The organism is Aeromonas sp. R7-4 (assembly GCF_040908055.1).
In the GTDB taxonomy this organism is placed as follows: domain Bacteria; phylum Pseudomonadota; class Gammaproteobacteria; order Enterobacterales; family Aeromonadaceae; genus Aeromonas; species Aeromonas sanarellii.
The window spans coordinates 26,781-51,956 of the sequence record NZ_JBFODA010000064.1 but is presented as its reverse complement, the minus strand read 5'-3'; the positions used below and the strand labels follow the sequence as shown (position 1 = coordinate 51,956).

Annotated in this window: 26 protein-coding genes; 22 read left to right on the top strand and 4 right to left on the bottom strand. The window is 61.3% G+C overall.

Features of this window, described 5'->3' with window-relative positions:
* Positions 1–7: 7 nt before the first annotated feature.
* Genes AB5Y72_RS17880 through AB5Y72_RS17870 form a run of 3 tightly spaced genes read left to right on the top strand, consistent with a single transcriptional unit; the run spans position 8 to position 1,659 of the window.
* A complete protein-coding gene (locus tag AB5Y72_RS17880) occupies positions 8–388 on the top strand; it encodes a hypothetical protein (protein WP_216991777.1) in 381 nt (126 codons plus the stop codon).
* The gene (nhaR, locus tag AB5Y72_RS17875; protein ID WP_042079287.1) at positions 375–1,307 is read left to right on the top strand and encodes a transcriptional activator NhaR; all 933 of its coding nucleotides are present in this window, start codon (positions 375–377) and stop codon (positions 1,305–1,307) included. Before AB5Y72_RS17880 ends, nhaR begins: the two co-directional genes overlap by 14 nt.
* Positions 1,308–1,356: 49 nt before the next feature.
* Complete coding sequence (locus AB5Y72_RS17870) at positions 1,357–1,659, top strand: metalloregulator ArsR/SmtB family transcription factor (protein WP_042079286.1); 303 nt, start codon at positions 1,357–1,359, stop codon at positions 1,657–1,659.
* 49 nt (positions 1,660–1,708) lie between these two features.
* On the opposite strand, the gene rpsT is transcribed toward AB5Y72_RS17870, so the two are convergent.
* The gene (gene rpsT, locus AB5Y72_RS17865) at positions 1,709–1,972 is read right to left on the bottom strand and encodes a 30S ribosomal protein S20 (protein ID WP_005308808.1); all 264 of its coding nucleotides are present in this window, start codon (positions 1,970–1,972) and stop codon (positions 1,709–1,711) included.
* A gap of 191 nt (positions 1,973–2,163) precedes the next feature.
* Here rpsT and murJ point away from each other — a divergent pair, with 191 nt between their 5' ends.
* The 6 genes from murJ to ispH all read left to right on the top strand — a co-directional run bounded on the left by murJ (position 2,164) and on the right by ispH (position 9,568).
* A complete protein-coding gene (gene murJ / locus AB5Y72_RS17860; protein WP_318162052.1) occupies positions 2,164–3,726 on the top strand; it encodes a murein biosynthesis integral membrane protein MurJ in 1,563 nt (520 codons plus the stop codon).
* A gap of 119 nt (positions 3,727–3,845) precedes the next feature.
* Positions 3,846–4,820, top strand: coding sequence for a bifunctional riboflavin kinase/FAD synthetase (gene ribF / locus AB5Y72_RS17855; RefSeq protein WP_202007359.1), 975 nt, complete (start codon positions 3,846–3,848; stop codon positions 4,818–4,820).
* Entirely contained in the window at positions 4,820–7,681 is a 2,862-nt protein-coding gene (gene ileS, locus AB5Y72_RS17850; protein ID WP_325783225.1) for an isoleucine--tRNA ligase, read from the top strand. The genes ribF and ileS overlap by 1 nt, the downstream gene beginning before the upstream one ends.
* On the top strand, positions 7,681–8,184 hold the full coding sequence (gene lspA / locus AB5Y72_RS17845) for a signal peptidase II (RefSeq protein WP_024942018.1): 504 nt from the start codon (positions 7,681–7,683) through the stop codon (positions 8,182–8,184). Before ileS ends, lspA begins: the two co-directional genes overlap by 1 nt.
* Positions 8,181–8,633, top strand: coding sequence for an FKBP-type peptidyl-prolyl cis-trans isomerase (gene fkpB, locus AB5Y72_RS17840; RefSeq protein ID WP_368199359.1), 453 nt, complete (start codon positions 8,181–8,183; stop codon positions 8,631–8,633). Before lspA ends, fkpB begins: the two co-directional genes overlap by 4 nt.
* Positions 8,633–9,568: a 4-hydroxy-3-methylbut-2-enyl diphosphate reductase gene (gene ispH, locus AB5Y72_RS17835; RefSeq protein WP_216991631.1), complete on the top strand. Its 936-nt coding sequence runs from the start codon at positions 8,633–8,635 to the stop codon at positions 9,566–9,568. Before fkpB ends, ispH begins: the two co-directional genes overlap by 1 nt.
* Positions 9,569–9,619: 51 nt before the next feature.
* Here ispH and AB5Y72_RS17830 read toward each other — a convergent pair whose 3' ends face one another.
* On the bottom strand, positions 9,620–10,006 hold the full coding sequence (locus AB5Y72_RS17830) for a type IV pilin protein (protein WP_216991632.1): 387 nt from the start codon (positions 10,004–10,006) through the stop codon (positions 9,620–9,622).
* Between the two features lie 87 nt (positions 10,007–10,093).
* Here AB5Y72_RS17830 and AB5Y72_RS17825 point away from each other — a divergent pair, with 87 nt between their 5' ends.
* The 8 genes from AB5Y72_RS17825 to luxS all read left to right on the top strand — a co-directional run bounded on the left by AB5Y72_RS17825 (position 10,094) and on the right by luxS (position 17,762).
* Positions 10,094–10,624, top strand: a complete 531-nt coding sequence (locus tag AB5Y72_RS17825) for a GspH/FimT family pseudopilin (protein WP_368199357.1) — start codon at positions 10,094–10,096, stop codon at positions 10,622–10,624.
* Positions 10,618–11,283 (top strand): PilW family protein, encoded by a 666-nt coding sequence (locus tag AB5Y72_RS17820; RefSeq protein ID WP_216991634.1) that lies wholly within the window; start codon positions 10,618–10,620, stop codon positions 11,281–11,283. Before AB5Y72_RS17825 ends, AB5Y72_RS17820 begins: the two co-directional genes overlap by 7 nt.
* Position 11,284: 1 nt before the next feature.
* On the top strand, positions 11,285–12,415 hold the full coding sequence (locus AB5Y72_RS17815) for a PilX N-terminal domain-containing pilus assembly protein (protein ID WP_368199355.1): 1,131 nt from the start codon (positions 11,285–11,287) through the stop codon (positions 12,413–12,415).
* A gap of 11 nt (positions 12,416–12,426) precedes the next feature.
* On the top strand, positions 12,427–14,523 hold the full coding sequence (locus tag AB5Y72_RS17810) for a prepilin-type N-terminal cleavage/methylation domain-containing protein (RefSeq protein ID WP_368199353.1): 2,097 nt from the start codon (positions 12,427–12,429) through the stop codon (positions 14,521–14,523).
* An 86-nt stretch (positions 14,524–14,609) separates the two neighbouring features.
* Complete coding sequence (locus AB5Y72_RS17805) at positions 14,610–16,232, top strand: NAD+ synthase (protein WP_368199351.1); 1,623 nt, start codon at positions 14,610–14,612, stop codon at positions 16,230–16,232.
* 9 nt (positions 16,233–16,241) lie between these two features.
* Positions 16,242–16,580 (top strand): nitrogen regulatory protein P-II, encoded by a 339-nt coding sequence (gene glnB / locus AB5Y72_RS17800; RefSeq protein ID WP_005308848.1) that lies wholly within the window; start codon positions 16,242–16,244, stop codon positions 16,578–16,580.
* A gap of 61 nt (positions 16,581–16,641) precedes the next feature.
* Positions 16,642–17,235, top strand: a complete 594-nt coding sequence (locus AB5Y72_RS17795; protein WP_209793817.1) for a hypothetical protein — start codon at positions 16,642–16,644, stop codon at positions 17,233–17,235.
* Positions 17,236–17,252: 17 nt separating this feature from the next.
* A complete protein-coding gene (gene luxS, locus AB5Y72_RS17790) occupies positions 17,253–17,762 on the top strand; it encodes an S-ribosylhomocysteine lyase (protein WP_219142847.1) in 510 nt (169 codons plus the stop codon).
* Positions 17,763–17,819: 57 nt separating this feature from the next.
* Here the strand turns inward: luxS and AB5Y72_RS17785 are convergent, their stop codons facing one another.
* Complete coding sequence (locus AB5Y72_RS17785) at positions 17,820–18,842, bottom strand: GGDEF domain-containing protein (protein ID WP_042079273.1); 1,023 nt, start codon at positions 18,840–18,842, stop codon at positions 17,820–17,822.
* Positions 18,843–18,975: 133 nt separating this feature from the next.
* On the opposite strand from AB5Y72_RS17785, the gene rnr reads away from it, so the two are divergent.
* From rnr to AB5Y72_RS17760, 5 genes are all read left to right on the top strand, one after another.
* Positions 18,976–21,369 carry a ribonuclease R gene (gene rnr / locus AB5Y72_RS17780; RefSeq protein WP_042079272.1) on the top strand — a complete coding sequence of 798 codons (2,394 nt, stop codon included), beginning with the start codon at positions 18,976–18,978 and terminating at the stop codon, positions 21,367–21,369.
* On the top strand, positions 21,366–22,115 hold the full coding sequence (gene rlmB, locus AB5Y72_RS17775) for a 23S rRNA (guanosine(2251)-2'-O)-methyltransferase RlmB (protein ID WP_042079271.1): 750 nt from the start codon (positions 21,366–21,368) through the stop codon (positions 22,113–22,115). Before rnr ends, rlmB begins: the two co-directional genes overlap by 4 nt.
* A 7-nt stretch (positions 22,116–22,122) precedes the next feature.
* The gene (locus AB5Y72_RS17770) at positions 22,123–22,692 is read left to right on the top strand and encodes a Crp/Fnr family transcriptional regulator (RefSeq protein ID WP_325783218.1); all 570 of its coding nucleotides are present in this window, start codon (positions 22,123–22,125) and stop codon (positions 22,690–22,692) included.
* A gap of 193 nt (positions 22,693–22,885) precedes the next feature.
* The gene (locus AB5Y72_RS17765) at positions 22,886–23,341 is read left to right on the top strand and encodes a GNAT family N-acetyltransferase (protein ID WP_042079269.1); all 456 of its coding nucleotides are present in this window, start codon (positions 22,886–22,888) and stop codon (positions 23,339–23,341) included.
* A gap of 101 nt (positions 23,342–23,442) precedes the next feature.
* The gene (locus tag AB5Y72_RS17760) at positions 23,443–24,279 is read left to right on the top strand and encodes a DMT family transporter (protein WP_325783217.1); all 837 of its coding nucleotides are present in this window, start codon (positions 23,443–23,445) and stop codon (positions 24,277–24,279) included.
* Between the two features lie 34 nt (positions 24,280–24,313).
* On the opposite strand, the gene AB5Y72_RS17755 is transcribed toward AB5Y72_RS17760, so the two are convergent.
* Complete coding sequence (locus AB5Y72_RS17755; protein WP_325783216.1) at positions 24,314–25,162, bottom strand: hypothetical protein; 849 nt, start codon at positions 25,160–25,162, stop codon at positions 24,314–24,316.
* Positions 25,163–25,176: the final 14 nt, after the last annotated feature.

Genomic DNA, 25,176 nt, shown 5'->3' with positions numbered 1-25,176 from the left:
GTTAGTCATGCTGGCGAGTCCTGTGGTCTGGGGAAACGGGCTGGCCGATTGCCAGCAGGATGCGGCCTCGGCCGGTTGTTCGGCCTATCTCAACGGGGTGGTCGACAGCGCCCTGATGCTGGGGGACAAGCAGGCCAAGGCCCGGTTTGGCGAGACCTTCGCCGAGCGGGCCCTGAGCAGCCGGGCCGGCGAGCGGGTCAAGCAGTCCAACAGGCGCTACTGCTCCGAGCGGATGCCGGATCCCGTTCGTCTCAAGGCCCATCTGCAGGCGCAGTTCGACGCGAACAAGGTTGACTCGATCAGCGACATGTATGACATTCTGGCGGTTGAACTCAGCTGCTACCGGAGCCCGCGCAGCGCGGGAACCCCATCGGATGTCACACCTTAACTACAACCACCTCTACTATTTTTGGATGACGCAGAAGAAGGGCTCCGTCACGCAGGCGGCGGAAGCCCTCTTCCTGACCCCCCAGACCGTCACCGGCCAGATAAAGCTGCTCGAGCAGCGCCTCGGCGGCAAGTTGTTGATCAGAAAAGGGAGATCTCTCGAAGCCACCGAGCTTGGCCAGCTGGTGTTCCGCTATGCCGACAAGATGTTCAGCCTCTCCTACGAGATGCTGGATATCGTCAACTACCGCAAGGAGAGCCAGGTCCTGTTCGACGTCGGCATCGCCGATGCGCTCTCCAAGCGCCTCGCCAGCCGGGTGCTGCTCTCCGTCATCCCGAACGACGGCTCCATCCACCTGCGTTGCTTCGAGTCGACCCACGAGCTGTTGCTGGAGCAGTTGAGCGAGCACAAGCTCGACATGATCCTCTCCGACTGCCCGGTGGACTCCAGCCAGCATGCCGGGCTGCTCTCCAAGCGGCTCGGAGGCTGTGGCGTCAGCTTCTTCTGCAAGGCGCCGCTGCCTGAAAAGCCTTTTCCCGCCTGTCTGGAGGAGCGCAAGCTGCTCATTCCCGGTCGCCGTACCGCCATGGGTCGCCAGTTGACCCAATGGTTCGAGCAACAGGGCATCTCTCCCAGCATCCTGGGGGAATTCGACGATGCGGCCCTGATGAAGGCGTTCGGCTTCTTCAATCAGGGCATCTTCATGGCACCGACCATCTACCGGGAGGAGATCCTGGAGGGGGAGGAGGTGATGCTGCTGGGAGAGACCCAGGATCTGATGGAGGAGTACTACGTCATCTTCGCCGAGCGGATGATCCAGCATCCGGCGGTGAAACGGGTGTGCGAGAGTGACTTCTCCTTCCTCTTTGCCGGGCAGGAGGATTTCACCGCCATTCAACCGGCGAGCCTGTCTTTTTAAATCGTCGAGGTCGGGGTTATGATGGCTGTCTTGCAGGAGAGGGGATGAGATGCAGTTGGAAGAGATGGAGGCGAATGCCGGGCGTGCCGTCACCCTGCTCAAGGCGCTGGCCAACGAGCGGCGACTGTTCATTCTGTGTCAGTTGCTGGAGCGGGAGTTGTCGGTGGGGGAACTCAATGAGCGGCTGGGACTGAGTCAGTCGGCCCTGTCACAACATCTGGCCGTGTTGAGGCGCGATGAGCTGGTGGCGACGAGAAAGGAGGCCCAGACAGTCTACTATTCTCTGCGCAGCCTTGAGGTACGCGAGATGATCGGATTGTTGCACAGGCTGTATTGCAGCGAACCCAAATAAAAAACCGGCACTAAGGCCGGTTTTTTCAGCTTTCATCAGCGGATGCTGATTAAGCCATGGCTTTGATCTGGGCAGACAGGCGGCTCTTGTGACGAGCAGCTTTGTTCTTGTGGATCAGGCCTTTGGTCGCCATACGATCCATGATCGGCTGAGCAACAGCGAAAGCGGCAGTGGCAGCAGCCTTGTCGCCAGAGGCGATGGCAGCGATCACTTTCTTCAGGTAGGTACGGGTCATGGAACGACGGCTGGCGTTGTGCTGACGACGTTTCTCTGACTGAAGAGCACGCTTCTTAGCAGATTTGATGTTAGCCAAGGTAAAACTCCTAAAACTGTCTTAGCGAGTGTATTGAAAAGGCCCGGAAATATGCCTTCCCAACCACATATTGTCAAATGATTTGTGCAAATAAACACCGCCCCCCGGTGGTGTGTCAGATGGGAGACGGTTAAACTGTCGGCCGATTCTAACAGCATTCTTTTCTTTCCGACAGTTCCAGAGGCCTCGTCTTGAGTAAGAAATTGATCAAATCCGGCATGATAGTGTCCGGAATGACGCTGGCATCCCGTGTGATGGGCTTGGTGCGCGATGTGGTCATCGCGAATCTGCTCGGTGCCGGGGTGGCCGCAGACGTCTTCTTCTTCGCCAATCGCATTCCCAACTTCTTGCGCCGCCTGTTTGCCGAAGGGGCGTTCAACCAGGCCTTCGTCCCCGTGATGACGGAGTACAAGAAAAACGGTGACGAGCAGGCGCTGCGCGATCTGCTGGCCGCGGTGGCAGGTACCCTCGGCGGTATCGTCACCGTAGTGACCCTGCTCGGGGTGCTGGGTTCAGGCGTCCTGACGGCTCTGTTCGGCTGGGGCTGGTTCTGGGACTGGCTGCACGGTGGCCCGGCGGCGGAGAAGTTCGAGTTGGCCAGCCTGATGCTCAAGATCACCTTCCCCTATCTCTGGTTCATCACCTTTACCGCCATGGCGGGAGCCATCCTCAATACCTTCGGGCGCTTCGCGGTTTCGTCGTTCACGCCGGTGTTTCTCAACGTCACCATGATAGGGGCGGCATGGTGGATAGCGCCGTTGCTGGATCGCCCCGAGATCTCGCTGGCCATCGGTGTCTTCCTCGGCGGCTTGGTGCAGTTCCTGTTCCAGTACCCCTTCCTGCGCCAGCTCAACATGCTGGTCTGGCCCAAGTGGGGTTGGCACCATCCCGGGGTGGTGAAGATCCGCACCCTGATGATCCCCGCCCTGTTCGGTGTCTCGGTCAGCCAGATCAACCTGTTGATCAACACCATGCTGGCCTCCTTCCTGGCCACAGGTGCCATCAGCTACCTCTATTACTCGGACAGGCTGCTGGAGTTTCCCCTCGGCCTCTTTGCCGTGGCCATCAGCACCGTGATCCTGCCGGCCCTGGCCCGCAAGCATGTGGACGCGGATCCGGCGGATTTCTCCCGCACCATGGACTGGGGGGTGCGCATGGTGATGCTGCTGGGCCTGCCCGCCATGGTGGGGATCGCCGTGCTGCGCGAGCCCATACTGCGAGTGCTCTTCATGCGCGGCGAATTCGGCCTGCACGAGGTGAGCATGTCGAGCGCCAGCTTGCTGGCGTCCACCACAGGCCTGCTCTCCCTGATGCTGATCAAGGTGCTGGCACCGGGCTACTACGCCCGTCAGGACACCAAGACCCCGGTGCGCATCGGCATCATGGCCATGGTAGCCAACATGGTGTGCAACCTCCTCTTCATATATCCCCTGGGCTACGTGGGGCTGGCGCTGGCGACCGCCTGCTCCGGCACCCTGAACGCGGCCCTGCTGTTCAAGGGGCTCTATCAGCAGAACGTCTATCGCCCCTCCCGCAACACCGGGGTGTTCTGCCTCAAGCTGCTGGCCGCCACTGTGCTGATGGGGGGGCTGCTCGCCTATTTGTCGCCGGATCTCGCCCAGTGGGGCGCCTGGAGCATGGGCAAGGCCAGCCTGGAGTTGACCCTGCTGCTCTGCCTTGGCGGGACGCTTTACGGGATAGTCCTGCTGGCGCTGGGCATCCGGCCAAGACACCTGAAATCAGATCGCCAATAGGGAGCAACCCCGTCTCCATGGCGTCGGATAGCTGAAATCGGGTCAACGGCAGGGCTGACCCTGATTGCTGCCTGATATATAATCCGCCGATTTCCATGGCAGCAACGCACAAGGCACTGATGGAGCTCATTCGCGGCATTCACAATATCAAGCCCCGTCACCGGGGCTGTGTATTGACCATAGGCAACTTCGATGGGGTTCATCAGGGACACCATGCGGTGTTGGCCCGCTTGCAGGAGAAGGCCGCGCAGCTCGGCCTGCCGGCCTGCGTCATGCTGTTCGAGCCCCAGCCGCTGGAGTTGTTTGCCGGTGCCGCCGCGCCCGCCCGCCTCAGCCGCTGGCGGGAGAAGTACGAAGCCCTCAAGACCATGCAGATCGACCGCATGCTCTGCGTGCGCTTCACCCACCGTTTCGCCGAACAGGCGGCCAGCACCTTCATCGAGCAGCTGCTGGTGGAGAAGCTCGGGGTGCATTACCTGGTGGTGGGCGACGATTTTCGCTTCGGCAAGGGGCGGGAAGGGGACTTCCACCTGCTGGAAGAGGCGGGGCGACGCTTCGGGTTCGAGGTGATCAGCACCCAGAGCTTCCAGCTTTCCCGTCAGCGGGTCAGCAGCACCCTGGTGCGCGAGGCCCTCAGGGCCGGGCGCATGGCGGAGGTGGAGCTGATGCTCGGTCGCCCCTATGCCATCAGCGGTCGGGTGGCCCACGGCGACAAGCTGGGGCGCACCATAGGTTTTCCCACCGCCAATCTGGCCCTCAAACGCCAGGTTGTCCCGGTCGGTGGCGTGTTTGCGGTGGAAGTGATATGTTCCGGCAAGACCTTCCCCGGTGTCGCCAATGTGGGTGTACGGCCGACCTTGAGCGGTACACAAGCCAGATTGGAAGTACATCTATTTGATTTTTCTGGTGATCTATATGGTCAGCAGGTCAAGGTGCTGCTTCGCCACAAGCTGCGCGAAGAGCAGAAGTTTGACTCTTTCTCCGCCTTGAAAGAGCAGATCGAACGAGATGCCCTGGCGGCCCGAGCCTGGTTCGGGCTGCCACAATTTCATTTACCCAGCACTCTTTTAGAAAAGAAGGGAACCCAGGACTGATGAGCGACTATAAACACACCCTGAATCTGCCGGAAACCGAGTTTCCGATGCGTGGCGATCTGGCCAAGCGCGAACCCAACATGCTGAAACGTTGGTACGATCAGGATCTTTACGGCGCCATTCGCCGCGCCAAAGCGGGCAAGCCTTCTTTCATTCTGCACGATGGCCCCCCCTATGCGAACGGCAGCATTCACATCGGTCACTCGGTCAACAAGATCCTCAAAGATATCATCATCAAGTCCAAGGGCCTCTCCGGCTTTGATTCCCCCTATGTGCCGGGCTGGGATTGCCACGGTCTGCCCATCGAGCTGAAAGTGGAAGGCATGGTCGGCAAGCCGGGGGAGAAGGTTTCCGCCGCCGAGTTCCGCGCCGAGTGCCGCAAATACGCCAAGACCCAGATCGAAGCGCAGAAGACCGACTTCATCCGTCTGGGCGTGCTGGGTGACTGGGAACACCCCTACCTGACCATGGATTTCGGCACTGAAGCCAACATCATCCGCTCCATGGCGAAGATCGTGGCCAACGGCCACCTGCACAAGGGCTCAAAGCCGGTGCACTGGTGTACCGACTGCGGCTCCGCGCTTGCTGAGGCCGAAGTGGAGTACTACGACAAGAACTCCCCCTCCATCGACGTGCGCTTCAAGGCCGTCGACGAGGCTGCCGTCGCCGCCAAGTTTGACTGCGCCGAAGGCCACACCGGCAAGGGCGTGATCTCTGCCGTGATCTGGACCACCACCCCCTGGACCCTGCCGGCCAACCGCGCCATCGCCATGCACGCCGATCTGGACTACGCCCTGGTGCAGGTGGAGGGCGAGCATCCCGAGCGCCTGATCCTGGCCGCCGAGCTGGTCAAGGACGTGATGGACAGGGCCGGCATCGAGAAGTTCCACAACCTGGGCTACGCCAAGGGCGCGGCGCTCGAGCTGCTGCGCTTCAACCACCCCTTCTACAGCTTCGATGTGCCTGTGGTGCTGGGTGATCACGTTACCCTGGACGCCGGTACCGGCGCCGTCCACACCGCTCCTGGCCATGGTCAGGAAGACTTCGTGGTCGGTCAGAAGTACGGTCTGGAAGTGGCCAACCCGGTTGGCAGCAACGGCGTCTATCTGCCGGATACCGAACTGTTTGCCGGCCAGCACGTGTTCAAGGCCAATGCGGCCGTGGTCGAGGTGCTGACCGAGCGTGGCGCCCTGTTGCATCACAAGGTGTTCAACCACTCCTACCCGCACTGCTGGCGTCACAAGACCCCGATCATCTTCCGCGCCACCCCCCAGTGGTTCATCAGCATGGAGCAGAAGGGTCTTCGGCAGCGCGCCCTGGAAGAGATCGAGCGCATCGAGAAAGAGGGCATTGCCCAGCACGGCCAGAGCGGCTGGGTGCCGGCCTGGGGCAAGAACCGCATTCAGGCCATGGTCGAGAACCGTCCTGACTGGTGTATCTCCCGTCAGCGTACCTGGGGCGTGCCCATCTCCCTGTTCGTCCACAAGGATACCCAGGCGCTGCACCCGGATTCCGTGCGCCTGATGGAAGAGGTGGCCAAGCGGGTCGAACAGTCCGGCATCCAGGCCTGGTGGGATCTGGACAAGGCCGAGCTGCTGGGCGCGGACGCCGACAACTACGAGAAGGTGCCCGATACCCTGGACGTCTGGTTTGACTCCGGCTCTACCCACGCCTCCGTGGTCGACGCCCGTCCCGAGTTCAACGGCAAGCCGGCCGACATGTATCTGGAAGGCTCTGACCAGCACCGCGGCTGGTTCATGTCCTCCCTGATGATCGGCGTCGCCATGAAGGACAAGGCCCCCTACAACCAGGTGCTGACTCACGGCTTCACCGTGGACGGTCAGGGCCGCAAGATGTCCAAGTCCATCGGCAACGTGGTGAGCCCGCAGGACGTGATGAACAAGCTGGGTGCCGACATCCTGCGTCTGTGGGTCGCCAGCACCGACTACACCGGCGAGATGACCGTCTCCGACGAGATCCTCAAGCGCTCCGCCGACGCCTATCGCCGTATCCGCAACACCGCCCGCTTCCTGCTGGCCAACCTGAACGGCTTCAATCCGGCGACCGACATGGTGGCACCGGCCGACATGGTGGTGGTGGATCGCTGGGCTGTGGGCCGTGCCAAGGCGGTACAGGCCGAGATCGTGGCTGCGTTCGACGAGTACAACTTCCACGGCGTGACCCAGAAGCTGATGCAGTTCTGCTCCATCGAGATGGGTTCCTTCTATCTGGATGTCATCAAGGACCGTCAGTACACCGCCAAGGCTGACAGCCTGGCACGTCGCTCCTGCCAGACCGCCCTCTATCACATCGCCGAAGCCATGGTGCGCTGGATGGCGCCCATCATGAGCTTCACCGCCGACGAAATCTGGGCTCTGCTGCCAGGTGAGCGCACCGAGTTCGTGTTCACCGAGGAGTGGTACGACGGCCTGTTCGGGCTGGAAGCGGGCGAAGTGCTGAACGACGAGTTCTGGGCCGAGATCCTCACCGTGCGCGGTGAAGTGAACAAGGCGCTGGAAGTGGCCCGTGGCGAGAAGCGCATCGGCGGTTCCCTGCAGGCCGAGCTGACTCTGTTCGCCAAGCCGGAGCTGGCTGCGCGTCTGAACGCCCTGGCCGATGAGCTGCGCTTCGTGCTGCTCACCTCCAAGGCCAAGGTGGTCAGCGTCGATGCCGCACCGGCTGAGGCCGTGGCAACCGAGCGCGACGACCTGTGGCTGAGCGTGGCCCAGTCTGCCGCCGCCAAGTGCGACCGCTGCTGGCACCATGTGGAAGACGTGGGCACCATCGCGGGCCACGAAGAGATCTGTGGCCGCTGCGTCACCAACGTCGAGGGTGACGGCGAAACGCGTCAATTTGCCTGATGAACATGACTCAACATAAAAGCGGCCTGCGTTGGCTGTGGCTGGCGGTGCTGGCCTTCGTACTGGACCAGGCGAGCAAGCTCGCCGTGGTCAAGCTGCTGCCGTTTGGCTACCCGGGGGTGGAGATCACCCCCTTCTTCAACCTGGTCCACGTCTACAACAAGGGAGCGGCTTTCAGCTTCCTGGCGGATCAGGGGGGCTGGCAGCGCTGGTTCTTCGCTGTGCTGGCGTTCGCCATCTGCGGCTTGCTGACCCACTGGCTGCGCAAGCAGTCGGTGACCCAGCGCTGGAGCGGCATCGCCTACAGCCTGATCATCGGCGGGGCGCTCGGCAACGTGTTTGACCGGCTGGTGCTGGGCCATGTGGTCGACTTCCTCGACTTCTACTGGCAGCGCGCCCACTGGCCGGCGTTCAATCTGGCCGACAGCTTCATCTTCATCGGTGCTGCCATGATCGTGCTGGACGGCTTGCGTGGCGAGAAAAAACAGGACGCGAACTCATGAGCCAGCTGATTGCTGCGGACAGCAGCGTACTGTTCCATTTCGCCATCAAGCTGGAAGACGGCTCGGTGGCCGACAGCACGGCGCTGCACGGCAAGCCGGCCCGTCTGCGGATGGGCGACGGCAGCCTGACGCCGAGCTTCGAGCAATGCCTGCTGGGGCTGCGCGCAGGGGAGTGCAAGAGCTTCACCCTGGTGCCGGAAGAGGCCTTCGGCCTCTCCAACCCCGACAACATCTACCATCTCGACCGCGCCAAGTTCGGTGCCGATGTAGAGCCCAAGGTAGGTACCATCATACTGTTCGACCAGCCCAACGGCAGCGAGCTGCCCGGGATCATCCGGGCGGTGGAAGGGATGTCGGTCACGGTCGATTTCAACCACCCCCTGGCCGGTCACACCGTCACCTTCGAGGTGGAGATCCTGGGGGTTGATGACGAGGAGAAGGTTCACTGATGGATATTCTGCTGGCTAACCCCCGTGGCTTCTGCGCCGGTGTCGACCGGGCCATCAGCATCGTCGAGAGCGCGCTGGAGAAGTTCGGAGCCCCCATCTATGTCCGCCACGAGGTGGTGCACAACCGCTACGTGGTGAACAAGCTCAAGGAGGCGGGCGCCGTCTTCGTCGAGGAGCTGGACGAGGTGCCGGACGACAGCATCGTCATCTTCTCCGCCCACGGCGTGGCCAAGACGGTGCGCGAGATGGCCAAGTCCCGCGCCCTCAAGGTGTTCGATGCGACCTGTCCGCTGGTGACCAAGGTGCACATGGAGGTCCATCGCGCCAGTCGCAAGGGCTCCGAGGCCGTGCTCATCGGCCATGCCGGCCACCCCGAGGTGATCGGCACCATGGGCCAGTACGAAAATCCCGAGGGGGGCATATATCTGGTGGAGACGCCGGAGGATGTGGCGAAACTCCGGGTGAAGAATCCGGACGATCTCTGCTTCGTCACCCAGACCACCCTCAGCGTGGATGAGACTTCTGACGTCATCGATGCGCTGCGCCAGCACTTCCCGAAGATCCAGGGGCCGCGCAAGGACGACATCTGCTACGCCACCCAGAACCGTCAGGACGCGGTGCGGGAGATGGCCGGGCTGGTGGATGCCATGCTGGTGGTGGGGTCGCGCAACTCCTCCAACTCCAATCGCCTGCGGGAGCTGGCCGAGAAGGTGGGGGCTCGTGCCTACCTCATCGATGATGCCTCCATGATTGAGCCGGGTTGGCTGGATGGTGTGGAGCGCATCGGTGTGACCGCCGGCGCCTCCGCCCCCGACATTCTGGTGCAGAACGTCATCGCCCGCCTGCGCGAGCTGGGGGGCAATATAGTGACCGAGCACCCCGGTCGCGAGGAGAACGTGGTGTTCGAGGTTCCCGCCGAACTGCGGATCCTGTAATAACGACGATGCCGACTAATGTCGGCATCGTGCTTTTTGTCCCCGCATTACCTACTTCCAGCACTCTGCTGGTGTCTTCTCATCGGTCTTGTCGATATACATATTGGCGCAACCAGTGTCGCCGCTCTGGGCTCCTTTGGCCTGCGCTATCAGTTTGTAGGTTACAGTGTTAGTTGATGCCGAAACAACGTCAAAACTGTAGTAGGCGCTGGAGGGACTGCCAAGGTCCGCAGGGTTGGTACTGTAGGCTGCGCTGGTGATGCGGTATTCTTCCTGCTTTAGCTGCATAGTCAGCAGTCCCTTGATGGCCTCGGCTCTACGCGATTTGCGCAAAGCATCCATAAAGCTGGGGTAGGCCACGGCGGCGATGATGGCCACGATGGCGACCACGACCATCAGTTCAATCAGCGTAATTCCTCTTGCGAAGCGTAGTGGCATCGGCATGGTTCCATTAGTGAGTTGAGACTATCATAGGATAGTACTCGCCGGCCCGAGAACGGGCTATAGACAGGAGTCTGGGCAAACATGGAAATGCGGATCAGGCCGGTGTCCGGCTTTACCCTGATAGAGCTGATACTAGCCTTGGCACTGGTGGCGATTCTGGTTGCCGTCGCGCTCCCCAGTTATCGTTCGCTGCGCCAGGAGCAGATGGTCAGGGCCGCCACCCAGGCGCTTTATACCGACATGATGCTGCTCAAGTCCGAGGCCATAAAACGCGGCGGCCCCTTGACGCTCAAACTCTTCAACGCCGGTCAGTCGAACTGGTGTTATCGAATCGCGATAGACGCTACCTGCAGCAGTTGTGCCGACCATTGCTCCAGTATCGAGGGCCGCAAAGGCGCCGATGCAAACGAGTTTGGCGGCGTGGTGATCGATGCGTCGAACCAATACAAGAGTGGCTCCACTGCCAGCATCACCTTCACGCCACGCCGGGGCACTTTCTTCGGGGGGCAACTTACCCTATCCAATGGTTCCAGCACTGCTTACAAGGTTGTCATCGCGAGCTATGGTCGGATAAAGACTAGCCCCTGTACCAATGGGATTTCATCATGTTGAAAACCAGTCATGTCAAGGGGTTCAGTCTAGTGGAGCTGATGGTGGCGATGGTGGCGGGTCTGCTGCTAGTGGCTGCGGTGACGACGCTGTTTGCGACGATTCTCAGGGCAAATAGCACGGCTATGAAGGTGAGCCGACTCAATCAGGAGGTTCAGGCGATCACCGACATGATTGCCCGAGATATTGAGCGGGCCGGCTATGATGCCAGCGCTGCTACCGCTACTCGAATGACTTCTGGTGCTGCACCTTCCCCTTTCTATTTTGATGTCAGTACCGATCTGCTAGATGAGACTGCGACTGGCTCTAAGCTCTATCGTTGTATCAGGATTAGTTATGATGATGATGCTGACGGTGTTCTCGATAATCCGAGCCCCTCACCTTCAACATCATCGCAAAATGAGTCACGAGTCTACAGCTACAGCAGCGCTCAAAAGGGAGTCAAACTAGACACTGGGGGCTCGGCCGCTTGCGATAGTAGTGTCCTTCTATCTACTGATGACGCAATAGAAATTACTGCGCTTACCTATAGCCTGCTCTCCAGCAGTCAGGTAAGCGGTGCTAGGGCAATTCAACTCAACATTTCGGGCCGCTACAAGGACAATACTGAGCTGACCTTGAACTTGCAGCGTGATATCAAGTTGCGCAATGACGGATACTGATATGAGAATCCAGTCCGGTTTTACTACCTTCACTGTCACGCTGATCCTGTTACTGATCCTGCTGGCGGTCACTCTGCTGGTGGGCAAGTTGTTGGTAGCGGATCGCCGCATCACATTGAATGAAACGCTCTATCGTCAAGTGATGGCATTGGCAGAGCAGGGGCTCTCCTATGGTTTTGGCCGACTATCTGCTGAAGGGGCGTCTTGCCCCTCTTCTATCCCTGCCTGGTCAGGCAACTCGTTTTCTCCATCAGGTGCGGGTGGGAGTTATACCCTGACGGTTGAATGCATAACTCCCTTTCCCGTGGTGGCTGGGAGTACCACGCCCATTGCTCCTATCCTGGTTCGTTCAGTGGCTAGCCTGAGCAACAGCCAGGCGCAGGCGGCAGTTGAGGCTCGGTATGTACAGAGCAATGTGTTGGCTGGGACACCTGCGGCACCACTGACTGTTGCTGGGGGCATGGCGGTGAGCGGCAACTTTACGGTAGTTGCCAATCCCAATGGGGGGGGGCTCGGAGTGCCACTCTCCATCTGGACCGATGAGTATGTCGATCTTACCAACGGCTCGGGGCAGACCTGCCACCAAGGGGATTACGCTGGTGGTTGCAGTGCCAACATCAGCCTGCCGGGCAATAAACAGTCGGATATCAAGGATAGCGATCCCGATTTTCCCGACGACTTGGTGTGGTATTTGTTCAATGAGAATGACGATGCCGCTGGCTGGGCCAACATAGAATCAAGAGCCAACCAGATAGTCAATAATTGTGATGGTCTGGGGCCGACGACGACAGGGCTTGTCATTGTCAATGGCGATTGCAATCCCGGCTCCAATATTGGTACTCAATCTGCCCCGGTGGTACTAATCATCAAGGATGGCAACTTGAGTATCAATGGCAATCGCCAGCTTTACGGGCTGGTATTCGCTTATGCTTCCAATCCCACAACGACGAACAAAGATATTGATCTCAGAGGTGGAGCCATCGTTCATGGAGCCTTGGCAGCCAACTTCAAGCTGGGCAAGGCGAATGGTACCTATGATGCCAAGTATGATGCGGCCGCGCTGAGCAATATCAAGACGGGAGCTGCCTTCCAGACTCTTAAACAGGTGCCGGGTAGCTGGCGCGACTGGTAGAGGACAAGTAAATGAAACGGCAAAAAGGATTTGGCCTGTTTGAGATCCTAGTGACACTAGTTGTGCTGGGAGTGGGCGTCGTCGGCCTGGTGGTCCTCTCGAAGTCGGCCCTGACGGCTTCCCAGGATGGGAAGCGTTATGAAGTGGCCATGCGGCTCGCGGAGTCCAAGATTGAGGAGTTTCGTAATTTCAACAGTCTGGTGACGGCGACAGCCCCACTCACTGCCTATGCAGCCATCACAAGCGGTAATGCTACCAAAAGTCAGTCTGGCGACAGTTACACGCTGGTTTGGACTGTGACCAACCAATACTGGAACGGGAGCACCTCTGCATGGCAGAACACGGCCCCTGCGGGATATCTGCTGAACTACCCCGGGCGAAAGCAGATCAATACGACCGTGAGTTGGACCAACAGCGAAGGGGCGACGCTGTCGGTTGCTCTCATTGGGTATGCCTCACCTACGGAATCATTGACCGCAGGGCAGTTGAAAGGGGGCTTGGATACCGCCCGGACAGGACCGAAGATAAGTTATAATCCAGGCGTAGCGCCAGATGTTATCTCCATCGATCTCGGTAATGGCAGCAGACAGGAGACCAGCAAGCCTTCTCCCACCGTGGTGGCCAAAAATAATACCGTCGGCAAGGAGGTGCAATTTGAAACGGTGACGTATCAGCCGGGAAGTCAAGGTAATACACAGCAAATTCAACAGGATATAAGCTCTGTGAGTTGTGCCTGCACTTATGGTTCCACTTTGAATGCCTATCTGCCAGGTCAGGCCTACAGTACTGCCACCAACCAGTTGTATTGGAAAGTAGGAGTCTTGCAGAGCAAGCAGACCGGGACGGTCGGGAATAACCAGCCAGCACTCTGTACAAGCTGCTGCAAGGATCACTTCGATGGTTCGGGGGGGAGCTTTACAAGCTATTATGCGCCACTCAATACCAGCAGACAGCGCTATAACAGTTCCCTTTCTCTGGCCAGTAGCGGCAGTTACATTGATGCTTGTCGTTTCGTTCGACTGGACGGGTACTATCGCCCTCTACCAGATTGGAACCTGGTCAAGGTCATTGTTACCACCTCGGATTTCTTGGCCAAACCCGCGAATCAGGTCAGCTACCAGAATTACATACAATATGTGGTTAAAACCTATATCGATTGGCAGAAGCAGACTCTGAACTGGACATCAAGCACGACGGCGACGGCACCAACAATCAGTGAATTTGAGGCCTGGTTACAGACGCCAGCCAATGTTGCAGCCGGGGGGGATGCTAGCACGGGGATCACCGTGAGCACCGGGACGCGTCAGCTGATCGCTCGCGGCATCTATGTCGATATCCTGAATCCGGCTTATCTGACCGGGATCGATACCAGCGTGACCGGTTATCTGGCCAAGGTACCATTTCAGGACATCAACCTGACCATGCTGGCTGAGTGGTCCATGACGCCACTCAGCGGCCAGTTGACGGGAGCGGTGACCGACTATGCCACAATCAGCAATGAACCGGTCGATACCATAGTGGATCTCAACAACTACTACTTTGGCAGTTACAGCCGTGGTTATCTGGCAACCAAGAAATCCACCAAGGATGCCAGCCAGAACCTGCAGGCGGTGAAGGTGAAGGCCACCGTCTATCAGGGTAATTCGGGGATCACTGCTACGCTGATTTCACCACAGGATCAGAGCCAGGCTCTCAGCACCGAGTTGGCCGTCAAGATTGACTCCGGAACAGTCACGCAGCCTCTGCTGACGGTGACAGGCAAGGTGCAGTGCCTGGAGAAAACCAAGAACAATGATCCGACCCCCATTGCTTGCAAGAAGAATGTCTTCAATAACCTGTCGATGAATACCTCGACCTCCGGGGCTACTTGCCAGATAGACAAGCCGAGCAGCGACAACCAGACGGCTATCTATACCTGCACGGCGGCGCAGAACAGCACTCTGGTGGTGAACTTCTCCTACTCGGGCAATACGACCTTCCTGCTTAAGCCGAGTTCTTTGAGTATCCCCATGACTCCGCCAGCAAGCGGCCAAGTCATCAGTGGCCCCTGTACCTTGCTGGTCGACAACGGCGTCACCAATGCCGCCAACCTGACCTGCTCTCCCTGAGGCTTACTGAGGGAGCCAAGGCGCTGGCACAGCCAGCGCCTTTTCTTTATCATTCCCCATCATTTTCGAATTCAAGATGCATCGCCATGGCAAAAGCCCTCTCTCTGATGCTTGCCCAGTTGAATCTGACGGTAGGCGCCATCGAAGATAACTGTGACAAGGTATTGGCGGCCGCCGCCGAGGCTGACCAACAAGGTGCCGACCTGCTGGTCTGCTCCGAGCTGGCCCTGACCGGCTATCCGCCGGAGGATCTGCTGCTGCGCGCCGACCTGATGATCCGGGTAGAGGCGGCCCTGGCCCGCATCGCTGCATGGCAGGGGGCTTGCGCCATCCTGGTGGGCCACCCCTGGCGCGAAGGGGAGGCGCTCTACAATGCCGCCTCTCTCTATGCGCAGGGCAAGCTGGTGGCGCGCTACTTCAAACAGGATCTGCCCAACTATGGGGTGTTCGACGAGAAGCGTTATTTCACGGCGGCGAGCGAGACCTGCGTGGTGCCGTTCCGTGGCCATCGGCTGGGGCTGCTCATTTGCGAGGACTTGTGGCAACCCGGCCCGGCACTGGCCGCCAAGGCGGCGGGGGCCGATGTGCTGATCACCATCAACGCCTCTCCCTACGATCAGGAGAAACCCTGGATCCGCCGCGAGCTGATGACCGAGCGCTGCGATCAGACCGGGTTGCCGCTGGTCTACCTCAACCAGGTGTGCGGCCAGGACGAGCTGATTTTCGACGGCTGTTCCAAGGTGTTCAACAGCCGGGGTGAACTGACCCACAAGCTGGCACCGTTTGCCGAAGAGATGGCGCTGGTGCGCTTTGCCGATGGTCAGCCGGTGAAGGAGCGTGAGCCGGTCGCGCCGCTCGAGCCGCTGGCCGAGACCTATCAGGCGCTGGTGCTGGCGGTGCGCGACTATGTCACCAAGAACGGTTTCCTGGGGGCTGTGCTGGGTCTCTCCGGCGGCATCGACTCGGCGTTGACCCTGGCCATTGCAGCCGATGCCATCGGGGCGGACAAGGTGCAGGCGGTGATGATGCCGTTCCGCTACACCGCCCAGATGAGCGTGGAAGACGCCAAGGAGCAGGCTGAGCGCATGGGGGTGGAGTTCAACATCATCTCCATCGAGCCCATGTTCGAAGGCTTTATGGCTCAGCTGGCGCCGCTGTTTGAAGGCACTGCCCGCGACACCACCGAAGAGAACCTGCAGGCGCGCTGCCGCGGGGTGCTGTTGATGGCGCTCTCCAACAAGCGCCGCCGCATCGTGCTGACCACGGGCAACAAGAGCGAGATGGCGGTGGGTTATGCGACTCTCTATGGCGACATGGCCGGCGGTTTCGACGTGCTCAAGGATGTCCCCAAGACCCTGGTCTTCAAGCTGTGCGAGTATCGCAACAGCGTGGAATACGTGATCCCGCAGCGGGTCATCGATCGTCCCCCGTCGGCCGAATTGGCGCCGGATCAGGTGGATCAGGACAGCCTGCCTCCCTATGACGTCCTGGATGCCATCCTCAAGCGCTACGTTGAAGAGGATGCGTCCGTGGCCGACATGGTGGCCGAGGGCTTCGAAGAGGCGGTGGTCCGCAAGGTGGTCCGTCTGGTGGATCTCAACGAATACAAACGCCGTCAGGCGGCGGTCGGCCCCCGCATCACGGCCCGCAACTTTGGTAAGGATCGCCGTTACCCCATCACGTCCGGGTTCGGCAAACAGAACTGGTAAGGAGTCACCATGAAGAAGATTGAAGCCATCATCAAACCGTTCAAGCTGGACGATGTGCGCGAGGCCCTGGCCGAGATCGGCATCAACGGCATGACCGTCTCCGAGGTCAAGGGGTTCGGCCGCCAGAAGGGCCATACCGAACTGTATCGCGGCGCCGAGTACATGGTCGACTTCCTGCCCAAGGTGAAGGTGGAGCTGGTGGTGCAGGACGAGGATCTCGACGCCTGCCTGGAGGCGATCCAGAACACCGCCCGCACCGGCAAGATCGGGGATGGCAAGATCTTCGTCTGCGAGGTGGAGCGCGTCATTCGTATCCGCACTGGTGAAGAGAACGAAGACGCAATCTGATGTGGTGGATGTATCTCGTGATGACGAACGACGCTGAGGGCCTGTCCCTCTGATGACCCGGATGCGTTTCATGGTGGCGGCTGCTCTGTTGATGACGCTGAGCGCCTGCAGTACCCGGCCGCCCGCCCAGCCGGAGAACCTGTGCCAGATCTTTCGCGAAAAGCCGGACTGGCACAAGGCCGCGCTCAGGATGAACGAGCGGTGGGGCACGCCGGTGCACGTGGTGATGGCCATGATGTATCAGGAGTCCTCCTTCGTGCACGATGCCCAGCCGCCGATGCAGTACTTCCTCTTCATCCCGACCGGGCGGGCGAGTTCCGCCTACGGCTATGCCCAGGTGAAGGACGAAACCTGGGACGATTACCAGCGGGAAACCGGCAATGGCTGGAGTGATCGCGACGACTTTGCCGACGCCATCGATTTCATGGGCTGGTACACTCACAAGGCCCAGCGGCTCAACGGCACTTCCAAGTGGGATGCCTATGGCCAGTATCTCAATTATCACGAAGGCTGGGGTGGCTACCGGCGTGGCAGCTACCGCAGCAAGGGGTGGCTGATGAAGGTCTCCCGCAAGGTGGAGGCCCGCGCCCAGCGCTACGGTGCCCAATACAGACAATGCAAGGATCGGCTTCCCAGCGGGGGCTGGTTCTCCTAACCAATCAGGAGTCAGAAATGCCGTTATTGGACAGTTTTACCGTCGACCACACCCGCATGGCAGCCCCTGCAGTGCGGGTGGCCAAGACCATGCAGACCCCGAACAAGGACACCATCACGGTGTTCGACCTGCGTTTCTGCGTGCCGAACCAGGAGATCCTCTCCGAGCGTGGCATCCATACCCTCGAGCATCTGTTTGCGGGTTTCATGCGAGATCATCTGAACGGCGACGGGGTGGAGATCATCGACATCTCTCCCATGGGATGCCGGACCGGCTTCTACATGAGCCTGATCGGCGCGCCGGATGAGGCCCGTGTCGGTGCCGCCTGGCAGGCCGCCATGAGCGACGTGCTGGCCGTGCAGGAGCAGGGCAAGATCCCCGAGCTCAACGAATACCAGTGCGGCACCTACAGCATGCACTCCCTGGAAGAGGCGCACGCCATCGCCCGCCAGGTGCTGGAGCGCGGCATCGGCGTCAACCGCAACGACGAGCTGGCCCTGCCGGAAGAGAAGCTGAAAAGCCTCTAAGTCGAGATGGAAAAAGGAAGGCCGGTCATTGACCGGCCTTCTTGCGTTCTGGTGCCCTCAGGAGGGCAGGGGCATCACCCGGTTGCGCCCCAGCTCCTTGGCCTTGTAGAGCAGCTTGTCGGTTCGCTCTATCAGGGCATCCGCCGTCTCCTGGCCATTGTATTCCCCCACCCCGAACGAGGCGGTGATGTGATCGATGCGCCGGCCGGACTTGCGATCCAGAATCGACATCCGCTCGATGACGCGGCGCAGGCTCTCCGCCATCTGCCGGGTCAGTGCCAGGGCGCGGCTCGGCACCAGCAGGGCAAACTCCTCGCCTCCCAGGCGATAGGCCGTGATGCCCTCCTTGCTGGCCTCCCGCAGCCGCTTGCCGACGATGCGCAGCACCTGGTCGCCGAGCAGGTGGCCATATTCGTCGTTGAAGTTCTTGAAGCGATCGATATCGGTCATGATCAGCGAGAAGGGTTGCTTGCTGCGGATCAGGCTCTCCATCTCCAGGTCGAAGGCGCGGCGGTTGAGCAGGGAGGTCAGGGGGTCCTCGGTCGCCATCTTGCGGGTCTCGCTCAACGCCTGCTTCAGCTCCTTGATCTCCTTCTCGGCGCTGCTGAGCTGGTTGCGAAAGTGCAGGGTGGACATGCGCACTTCCCTGGATTCGCGCACCAGTTCCCGCAGGATCCCCATGGTGTCTTCCAGGCTCAGCCCCTCGTCATCGATGAGGCTCAGCTTGTCGAAGCTCTTGTCGAGCATGGCCTGGAACTGGCCCGTATCCATCAGGGCGTCCTGCATGGAGTTGCCGAGCTCGTTGGCCATGGCCGCCAGATTGAGCTTCATCGCCTCGAGCTGCTGCTCGTCCTGGCTGGCGAGGTGTTGATGATAGAGGCGTTCGCAGGTGGTGAGGGAGAAGGTGCCCTGCAGTTTTATCGCCTGATCGACGGCCTGATTCAGCTCCGGCATGCCTCCGGAGACGTAGCTGTACCAGAGGTGGTAATTGTTCGGTGTGGTGGGGATTTGATACTTGATCATCAGGGGGACCGCCTGTTTCAAATAGGCGGCCGATTGGGCGAACGAGTCCTTGCTCATGAGTTCCGAGTCTCACATACCTGCAAACTGTGGCCAGTATGACAGAGAGATTGGCCAAAAGGCAGTCGATGGATGCCATTAGCTCCCCCCTTCGATATAATGTCTGCGTTACTACCTACCCTAAGGCCTGCTTATGTCTCAAAAAGATCCTTTCCTCCAACGCGAGGCCGAAAAATACGAAAACCCCATTGCCAGCCGCGAGATGCTGCTGGAGCTCATCAAGGGCCATGAAAAACCCATGTCCCGTGAAGAGCTGGCCAAGGTCCTCAAGCTGACCGAAGAAGAGCCGTTGGAAGCCCTTCGCCGCCGCCTGCGCGCCATGGAGCGCGATGGACAGCTGGTATTCACGCGCAACCAATGTTACGCCCTGCCGGATCGCCTGAATCTGGTCAAAGGCTATGTGCTTGGCCACAAGGATGGATTCGGTTTTCTGCGCCCCGAAGGTGGTGGACCGGATCTGTTCCTGAACAACCGCGAGATGCAGCGCCTGATGCACGGCGACTATGCCCTGGTGCAGCCCACCGAGATCGACCGCAAGGGGCGCCAGGAGGCGCGCCTGGTGCGCCTGCTCAAGGCCCGCGAGGCGGACATCGTCGGCCGCTACTTCGTCGAGAACGGCGTCGGTTTCGTGGTGCCCGATGACAGCCGCATCGGCCAGGACATCATCATCCCGGAAGGGGAGAACAAGGGCGCTCGCCAGAGCCAGGTGGTGGTCGTGCGCATCAACCAGCGTGCCACCGCCCGCTTCAACGCGGTCGGCACCGTGCTGGAAGTGCTGGGCGAGAACATGGCGCCGGGCATGGAGATCGAGATCGCCCTGCGTACCCACGGCATCCCGCACACCTGGCCGGAGGAGGTGACCAAGGAGGTCGCCGGCCTGGGCGAACAGGTGCCGGAGAAGGCCAAAGAGGGGCGCATCGACCTGCGTGCCCTGCCGCTGGTCACCATCGACGGGGAAGACGCCCGCGACTTCGATGACGCCGTCTTCTGTGAAGCCAAGCGCGGCGGCGGTTGGCGCCTCTGGGTCGCCATCGCGGACGTCTCCGCCTATGTGAAACCGGGCACGGCCCTCGACACCGAAGCCTACCAGCGCGGCAACTCCGTCTATTTCCCCGAGTTCGTGGTGCCCATGCTGCCTGAGGTGCTCTCCAACGGCCTCTGCTCGCTCAACCCCCAGGTCGACCGCCTCTGCATGGTGTGCGAGATGACCATCTCGGCCGCCGGCCGCATGTCCGGCTACAAGTTCTACGAAGCCGTGATGAACTCCCACGCTCGCCTGACCTACACCAAGGTGGCCGCCATCCTGGACGGGGATCCCAAGCTGCGTCAGCAGTATGACCCTCTGGTGGGCCATATCGAGGAGCTCAACAACCTCTACAAGGCGCTCAAGCATGCCCGCCATCAGCGTGGCGCGGTGGAGTTCGAGAGCGAGGAGACCCGCTTCATCTTCAACGCCCAGCGCAAGATCGACCGCATCGTGCCGCTGGTGCGCAACGACGCCCACAAGATCATCGAAGAGTGCATGATCCAGGCGAACGTGGCTGCCGCCCGCTACATCGAGAAGAACGAAGCCTCAGCCTTGTTCCGGGTGCACGACCGTCCGGGTGAGGAGCGGTTGACCGGCTTCCGCGACTTCCTGGCCGAGCTGGGTCTGGAGCTCAAGGGCGGGCTCGAGCCCGAGCCGAAGGACTTCGCCGAGCTCGCCGCCAAGTTCGAAGGGCGCCCGGATGCGGAGCTGCTCTCCACCATGCTGCTGCGCTCAATGCGTCAGGCCATCTATCAGGCCGACAACATAGGTCACTTCGGGCTGGCGCTGAAGTCCTATGCCCACTTCACCTCGCCGATCCGTCGCTACCCCGATCTCATCCTGCATCGCGCCATCAAGTACCAGACGGCCAAGGAGCAGCAGGGCAACCTGCGCCACAAGTGGACCCCGAGCGGTGGCTACCACTACCAGCTCGACGAAGTGGATCCCATGGGCGAACACTGCTCCATGACCGAGCGCCGGGCCGACGACGCCACCCGCGACGTGGCCGACTGGCTCAAGTGCGAGTACATGCTGGATCACGTGGGTGACGAGTTCGACGGCGTCATCGCCAGCGTCACTGGCTTCGGCTTCTTCGTGCGCCTGGCCGAGATCCACATCGACGGTCTGGTGCACGTCAGCACCCTCACCAACGACTACTACCAGTTCGACCCGCTGCACCAGCAACTGATCGGCGAGAACTTCCGCCGTCGCTACCGCCTGGGTGACAAGGTGAGGGTCAAGGTGATGGGCGTGAATCTGGATGATCGCAAGATCGACTTCGTGATGGTGGAAGAGCCCCTTCAGATCTCCGGCAAGAACGCCAAGCAGGCGGTGCGCAAGATGGCCGAGATCAAGAAGGAGAAGGCCAAGAGCGCCGAGCGCCACGAAAAACGCAAAGAGGACAAGGACCACGGTAAATCCGCCAAGGGCGGCCGTGCCAAGTCCAGCAACAGAAGACCGAGCAAGAAGGCTCGCGACAAGGCCAAGAGCACTAAATGAGTACTGAACTGATCTACGGCATTCACGCTGTCTCCGCGCTGCTGGAGCGCACCCCGGAGCGTTTCATCGAGGTGTGGGCCCTCAAGGGCCGCGAGGACGAGCGGCTGCAACCCCTGCTGGCGGAGCTGGAGTCCCTCGGCATCAGGGTGCAGAGCGTGAACCGCAAGACCCTTGACGACAAGGCGGAAGGCAACAATCACCAGGGCATCATGGCCAAGGTGATCGAAGCGCCCAAGCTGGCCGAGCACGATCTGGCCAGCCTGCTGGACGGTCTGGCCGAGCAGAAGGCTGAGCCTTTCCTGCTGGTACTGGACGGGGTGACCGATCCGCACAACCTCGGCGCCTGCCTGCGCAGTGCCGATGCGGCCGGGGTGCACGGGGTGATAGTGCCGCGGGACAAGGCCACAGGCCTCACGTCCGTGGTGCGCAAGGTCGCCTGCGGCGCCGCCGAAGTGGTGCCGCTCATCCAGGTCACCAACCTGGCCCGCACCCTGCGCGAACTGCAGGAGCGCGGCGTCTGGATCGTCGGGACTGCCGGCGAGGCGGATCACGACCTCTATCAGGCGAAACTCACCGGCCCCCTGGCGCTGGTGATGGGGGCCGAGGGCAAGGGCATGCGCCGGCTGACCCGCGAGCACTGCGACGAGCTGGTGAGCATCCCCATGGCGGGGGCGGTCTCCAGCCTCAACGTCTCGGTGGCGAGCGGTGTCTGCCTGTTCGAAGCCGTGCGCCAGCGCCGCGGCTGACAAGGCGATGACCGACAGACCCCCCTTTGTCTGGGAACGGGTCACAGATGAGCAGGAGGCCGAGCGCCTCCTCTCTTTTGCCCGCTCCTTGACCTTGCCCCCTCGCACCTGCCTCTGGCATGCCGGTGACAGTCCGGCGCTGCTGGTCAGGGTGGAGGAGGGGTTGCTGCGGGCCAAGGTGGTGCTGGCGGATGGCCGCGAGTACATCAAGGAGTTCTACTGGGAGGGGGACGAGTTTCTCGACTTCCACCACCTGCTCAGTGGGGAGCCCGCCCGCTACAGCGTGGAGGCGCTGGAGCCTTGCCGACTGCAGCTTTTCCCGCTGGTGGATCTGCGCCGTCTCCCTTGCTGGCCCGCCTGGTATCACCACCTCCTTGAAGTGCAGCTGCGTATCAAGGAGGAGAAAGAGTTGTTGCTGCTGACCGAGAGTCCCGAGGCCCGCTATCAGCACTTTTTGCGCAGTTTTCCCGCGCTGGAAGCCAGGGGGCCGGATCACCAGATCGCCGCCTACCTCGGCATCACCCCTATCAGCTTGAGCCGCATCCGCAGGCGATTGAAGGCGCGTGACCAGGGGTAATCCCTGCTCGAAGTGGCGCGTGCAGGCTGGCAGATGCAGAGCGTGATGCCGGCGCCAGGCTCTAGGTTCTGTGCACGTCTGTGCGCCAACCTGAGCCGTATCTGCAGGCCGCTCAAGCCTCTCTTAACCAAGGTTAATGCCGGCGCCGGTTCGAGAGTCTATGCTGGCGGACCGGATCCATGAGGAGTGATCGATGAACTGGAGTCTCAAGCCCTGGTGTGAACTCACCACGGACGAATTGTATGAGCTGCTCGCCCTGCGCGCCGAGGTGTTCGTGGTGGAGCAGACCTGCCCCTTCCAGGATCTGGACGGGCTGGATCGCCGGGACGGCGTACTGCACCTGCTCGGTTATGAGGAGGAGCAGCTGGTGGCCTATGCCCGTATCATGGCCCCCGGCATAGGCGACGAGCAGGGCGCCGCCATCGGCCGGGTGGTCACTTCACCTCGGTCGCGAGGGGGCGGGCTGGGCCACAGGTTGCTCGATGAGGCGGTGACCGCCTGCACGGTCCGCTGGCCGGCGCACAGCATCTGGCTCGGCGCACAAGCTCACCTGCAGGGTTTCTACGGTAAGCACGGCTTCGTGGCCGAAGGGGAAGGGTATCTGGAAGATGACATTCCCCACATGGGCATGCGCAGACAGCCTGCCTGATCAGCCACATGGCCGGGGAAGCGGACGGCCATGAGCGGGCTCTCGCACCACAGTGACGCAAACGGGTATGATGGCGCTCCCTTGCTGATCGGAATCCCGTCGTGACACTCTCCATCTTCGCCGCCATTCTGCTGGCCGCCCTGCTTCACGCCCTGTGGAATGCGCTGGCCAAGCGTCAGGCCGCGGGGCGGGTCAGCGTGCTGCTGGTCTCGCTCTGCTCCGGGTTGTTCTGCCTGCCCTTCCTACCCCTGGTGGGGCTGCCCGCATCGGCCGAATATCCCTGGCTGGCGCTCTCCATTCTGCTGCACAGCGGATATTGTCTCTTCCTGGGCCGTGCCTATCGGCTGGGGGAGTTTGGCCAGGTCTATCCGCTGGCCCGGGGCTGTGCTCCCCTGATGACCCTGTTGTTCGGTGCCCTGCTGCTCGGCGAGGTGCCAGGGGGGGTGGCAGTGATCGGGGCTCTGGTGCTGGTGGGCGGAGTGCTGTTGATGGCGTGGCGCGGCGGCATCCGGCTGGCACCGGCCGCCCTGCAGGCGGTGCTCATCACGGCGCTGTTTACCGCCGCCTATACCCTGTCTGACGGCATGGGGGCCCGCTCGGCCGGGGAGCCGGTGCGCTACACCCTCTGGCTCTTTACCCTGACCGCGCTGGTGATGCCGCTGCTGATGAGATGGCAGAGCCGCAGCGCCTTGCGCACCCTGACCCGGGCCGACTGGTACTCGGGGGCGTTGGGCGGCGCCCTCTCGCTGTTGGCGTACGGTATCGTCATCTGGGCCATGACCCGGGCCCCCATCGGACTGGTGGCGGCGCTGCGCGAGAGCAGCGTGTTGTTTGCGGTGCTGCTCTCCTGGGGCTGGCTGGGGGAGCGGTTGGGGCGGATCCGGCTGGTGGCCGCCCTGGTGATCCTCTGCGGCGTGCTGCTGATCCGCCTCGGCTAGGGCGAGGCGGCAGCAGAGCGCAGGGCTCGGTGGGTCAGGGGCTGACCTGGGTGGTGAGGATGAACCCCTCCTCCCAGGGGGCCAGTTGCACCCGCACCCGGCCCAGTTCGGCCAGGCTGGCGGCATGGGTGCCGCCACAGGGGATGGTGACTTCCCGGCCGTCCAGGGTGCAGTGCCAGTAACGGGAGTCGATGATGGCCTCGCCGGCCCGGCTGCGGCGGATCTCGCCCCCTGCGGCCAGCCAGTCGGCCAGCTGCCGGTTGATCCGCTCTTCTACCTGCGCCAGCTCCGCCAGCAGGGCCTCGGCGTTCACACCCTTCTTGCGCAGACTCTTGCCGATGCGGTACTGCTCCCGCGAACCACGGGGCTCGACCCGGGAGCGCTGGATGGCGAGGCGATCGAAGTCGGGCTGATCCAGGGCATCCCGCTCGCCGACCTCCTTGCGCCAGTAAGGCATCAACGTCCGGTTCAGGGCCAGGGCCACCAGATGGCAGGCGCTGTGACCCAGGCTCAGGGCATGGCGCGCCTCGGCGTCCACCCTGAGCTCCACCGGCGTGCCCGCGGCCAGGTCGAACGCACCGGCGAGAGGATGGACCACCACGAAGGCCCAGCCCTCGGCGCCTCGCTTGACCGGGATGGCCAGATCCACGAACAGCGCCCCCTCCGGGCTGATGACCCCCATGGCGCAGGGCCCGACGACCGCCTCGCCGCCCTCCCAGCGTACCCAGCCCACATCACCGGGCTGATCGGGCCAGAGGTGACTCTGGGGATGGAAGGGGGTGAGATCTGTGATCAGCAGGGTGGAGTCTCCCCGCTCGCAATAGAGGACGCTGGCCGCTTCCTGATGTTGGCCCAGCACGAAGCTGACCCGGGTATGTTCCATGGCAGGGCTCCTGC

Bases quoted from the DNA above. Each gene is read 5' to 3' on its own strand.
- AB5Y72_RS17880 (WP_216991777.1), top strand. From the start codon at position 8: ATGCTGGCGAGTCCTGTGGTCTGGGGAAACGGGCTGGCCGATTGCCAG.
- nhaR (WP_042079287.1), top strand. From the start codon at position 375: ATGTCACACCTTAACTACAACCACCTCTACTATTTTTGGATGACGCAG.
- AB5Y72_RS17870 (WP_042079286.1), top strand. From the start codon at position 1,357: ATGCAGTTGGAAGAGATGGAGGCGAATGCCGGGCGTGCCGTCACCCTG.
- ribF (WP_202007359.1), top strand. From the start codon at position 3,846: ATGGAGCTCATTCGCGGCATTCACAATATCAAGCCCCGTCACCGGGGC.
- ileS (WP_325783225.1), top strand. From the start codon at position 4,820: ATGAGCGACTATAAACACACCCTGAATCTGCCGGAAACCGAGTTTCCG.
- lspA (WP_024942018.1), top strand. From the start codon at position 7,681: ATGAACATGACTCAACATAAAAGCGGCCTGCGTTGGCTGTGGCTGGCG.
- fkpB (WP_368199359.1), top strand. From the start codon at position 8,181: ATGAGCCAGCTGATTGCTGCGGACAGCAGCGTACTGTTCCATTTCGCC.
- ispH (WP_216991631.1), top strand. From the start codon at position 8,633: ATGGATATTCTGCTGGCTAACCCCCGTGGCTTCTGCGCCGGTGTCGAC.
- AB5Y72_RS17830 (WP_216991632.1), bottom strand. From the start codon at position 10,006: ATGCCACTACGCTTCGCAAGAGGAATTACGCTGATTGAACTGATGGTC.
- AB5Y72_RS17825 (WP_368199357.1), top strand. From the start codon at position 10,094: ATGGAAATGCGGATCAGGCCGGTGTCCGGCTTTACCCTGATAGAGCTG.
- AB5Y72_RS17820 (WP_216991634.1), top strand. From the start codon at position 10,618: ATGTTGAAAACCAGTCATGTCAAGGGGTTCAGTCTAGTGGAGCTGATG.
- AB5Y72_RS17815 (WP_368199355.1), top strand. From the start codon at position 11,285: ATGAGAATCCAGTCCGGTTTTACTACCTTCACTGTCACGCTGATCCTG.
- AB5Y72_RS17810 (WP_368199353.1), top strand. From the start codon at position 12,427: ATGAAACGGCAAAAAGGATTTGGCCTGTTTGAGATCCTAGTGACACTA.
- AB5Y72_RS17805 (WP_368199351.1), top strand. From the start codon at position 14,610: ATGGCAAAAGCCCTCTCTCTGATGCTTGCCCAGTTGAATCTGACGGTA.
- glnB (WP_005308848.1), top strand. From the start codon at position 16,242: ATGAAGAAGATTGAAGCCATCATCAAACCGTTCAAGCTGGACGATGTG.
- AB5Y72_RS17795 (WP_209793817.1), top strand. From the start codon at position 16,642: ATGCGTTTCATGGTGGCGGCTGCTCTGTTGATGACGCTGAGCGCCTGC.
- luxS (WP_219142847.1), top strand. From the start codon at position 17,253: ATGCCGTTATTGGACAGTTTTACCGTCGACCACACCCGCATGGCAGCC.
- AB5Y72_RS17785 (WP_042079273.1), bottom strand. From the start codon at position 18,842: ATGAGCAAGGACTCGTTCGCCCAATCGGCCGCCTATTTGAAACAGGCG.
- rnr (WP_042079272.1), top strand. From the start codon at position 18,976: ATGTCTCAAAAAGATCCTTTCCTCCAACGCGAGGCCGAAAAATACGAA.
- rlmB (WP_042079271.1), top strand. From the start codon at position 21,366: ATGAGTACTGAACTGATCTACGGCATTCACGCTGTCTCCGCGCTGCTG.
- AB5Y72_RS17770 (WP_325783218.1), top strand. From the start codon at position 22,123: ATGACCGACAGACCCCCCTTTGTCTGGGAACGGGTCACAGATGAGCAG.
- AB5Y72_RS17765 (WP_042079269.1), top strand. From the start codon at position 22,886: ATGAACTGGAGTCTCAAGCCCTGGTGTGAACTCACCACGGACGAATTG.
- AB5Y72_RS17755 (WP_325783216.1), bottom strand. From the start codon at position 25,162: ATGGAACATACCCGGGTCAGCTTCGTGCTGGGCCAACATCAGGAAGCG.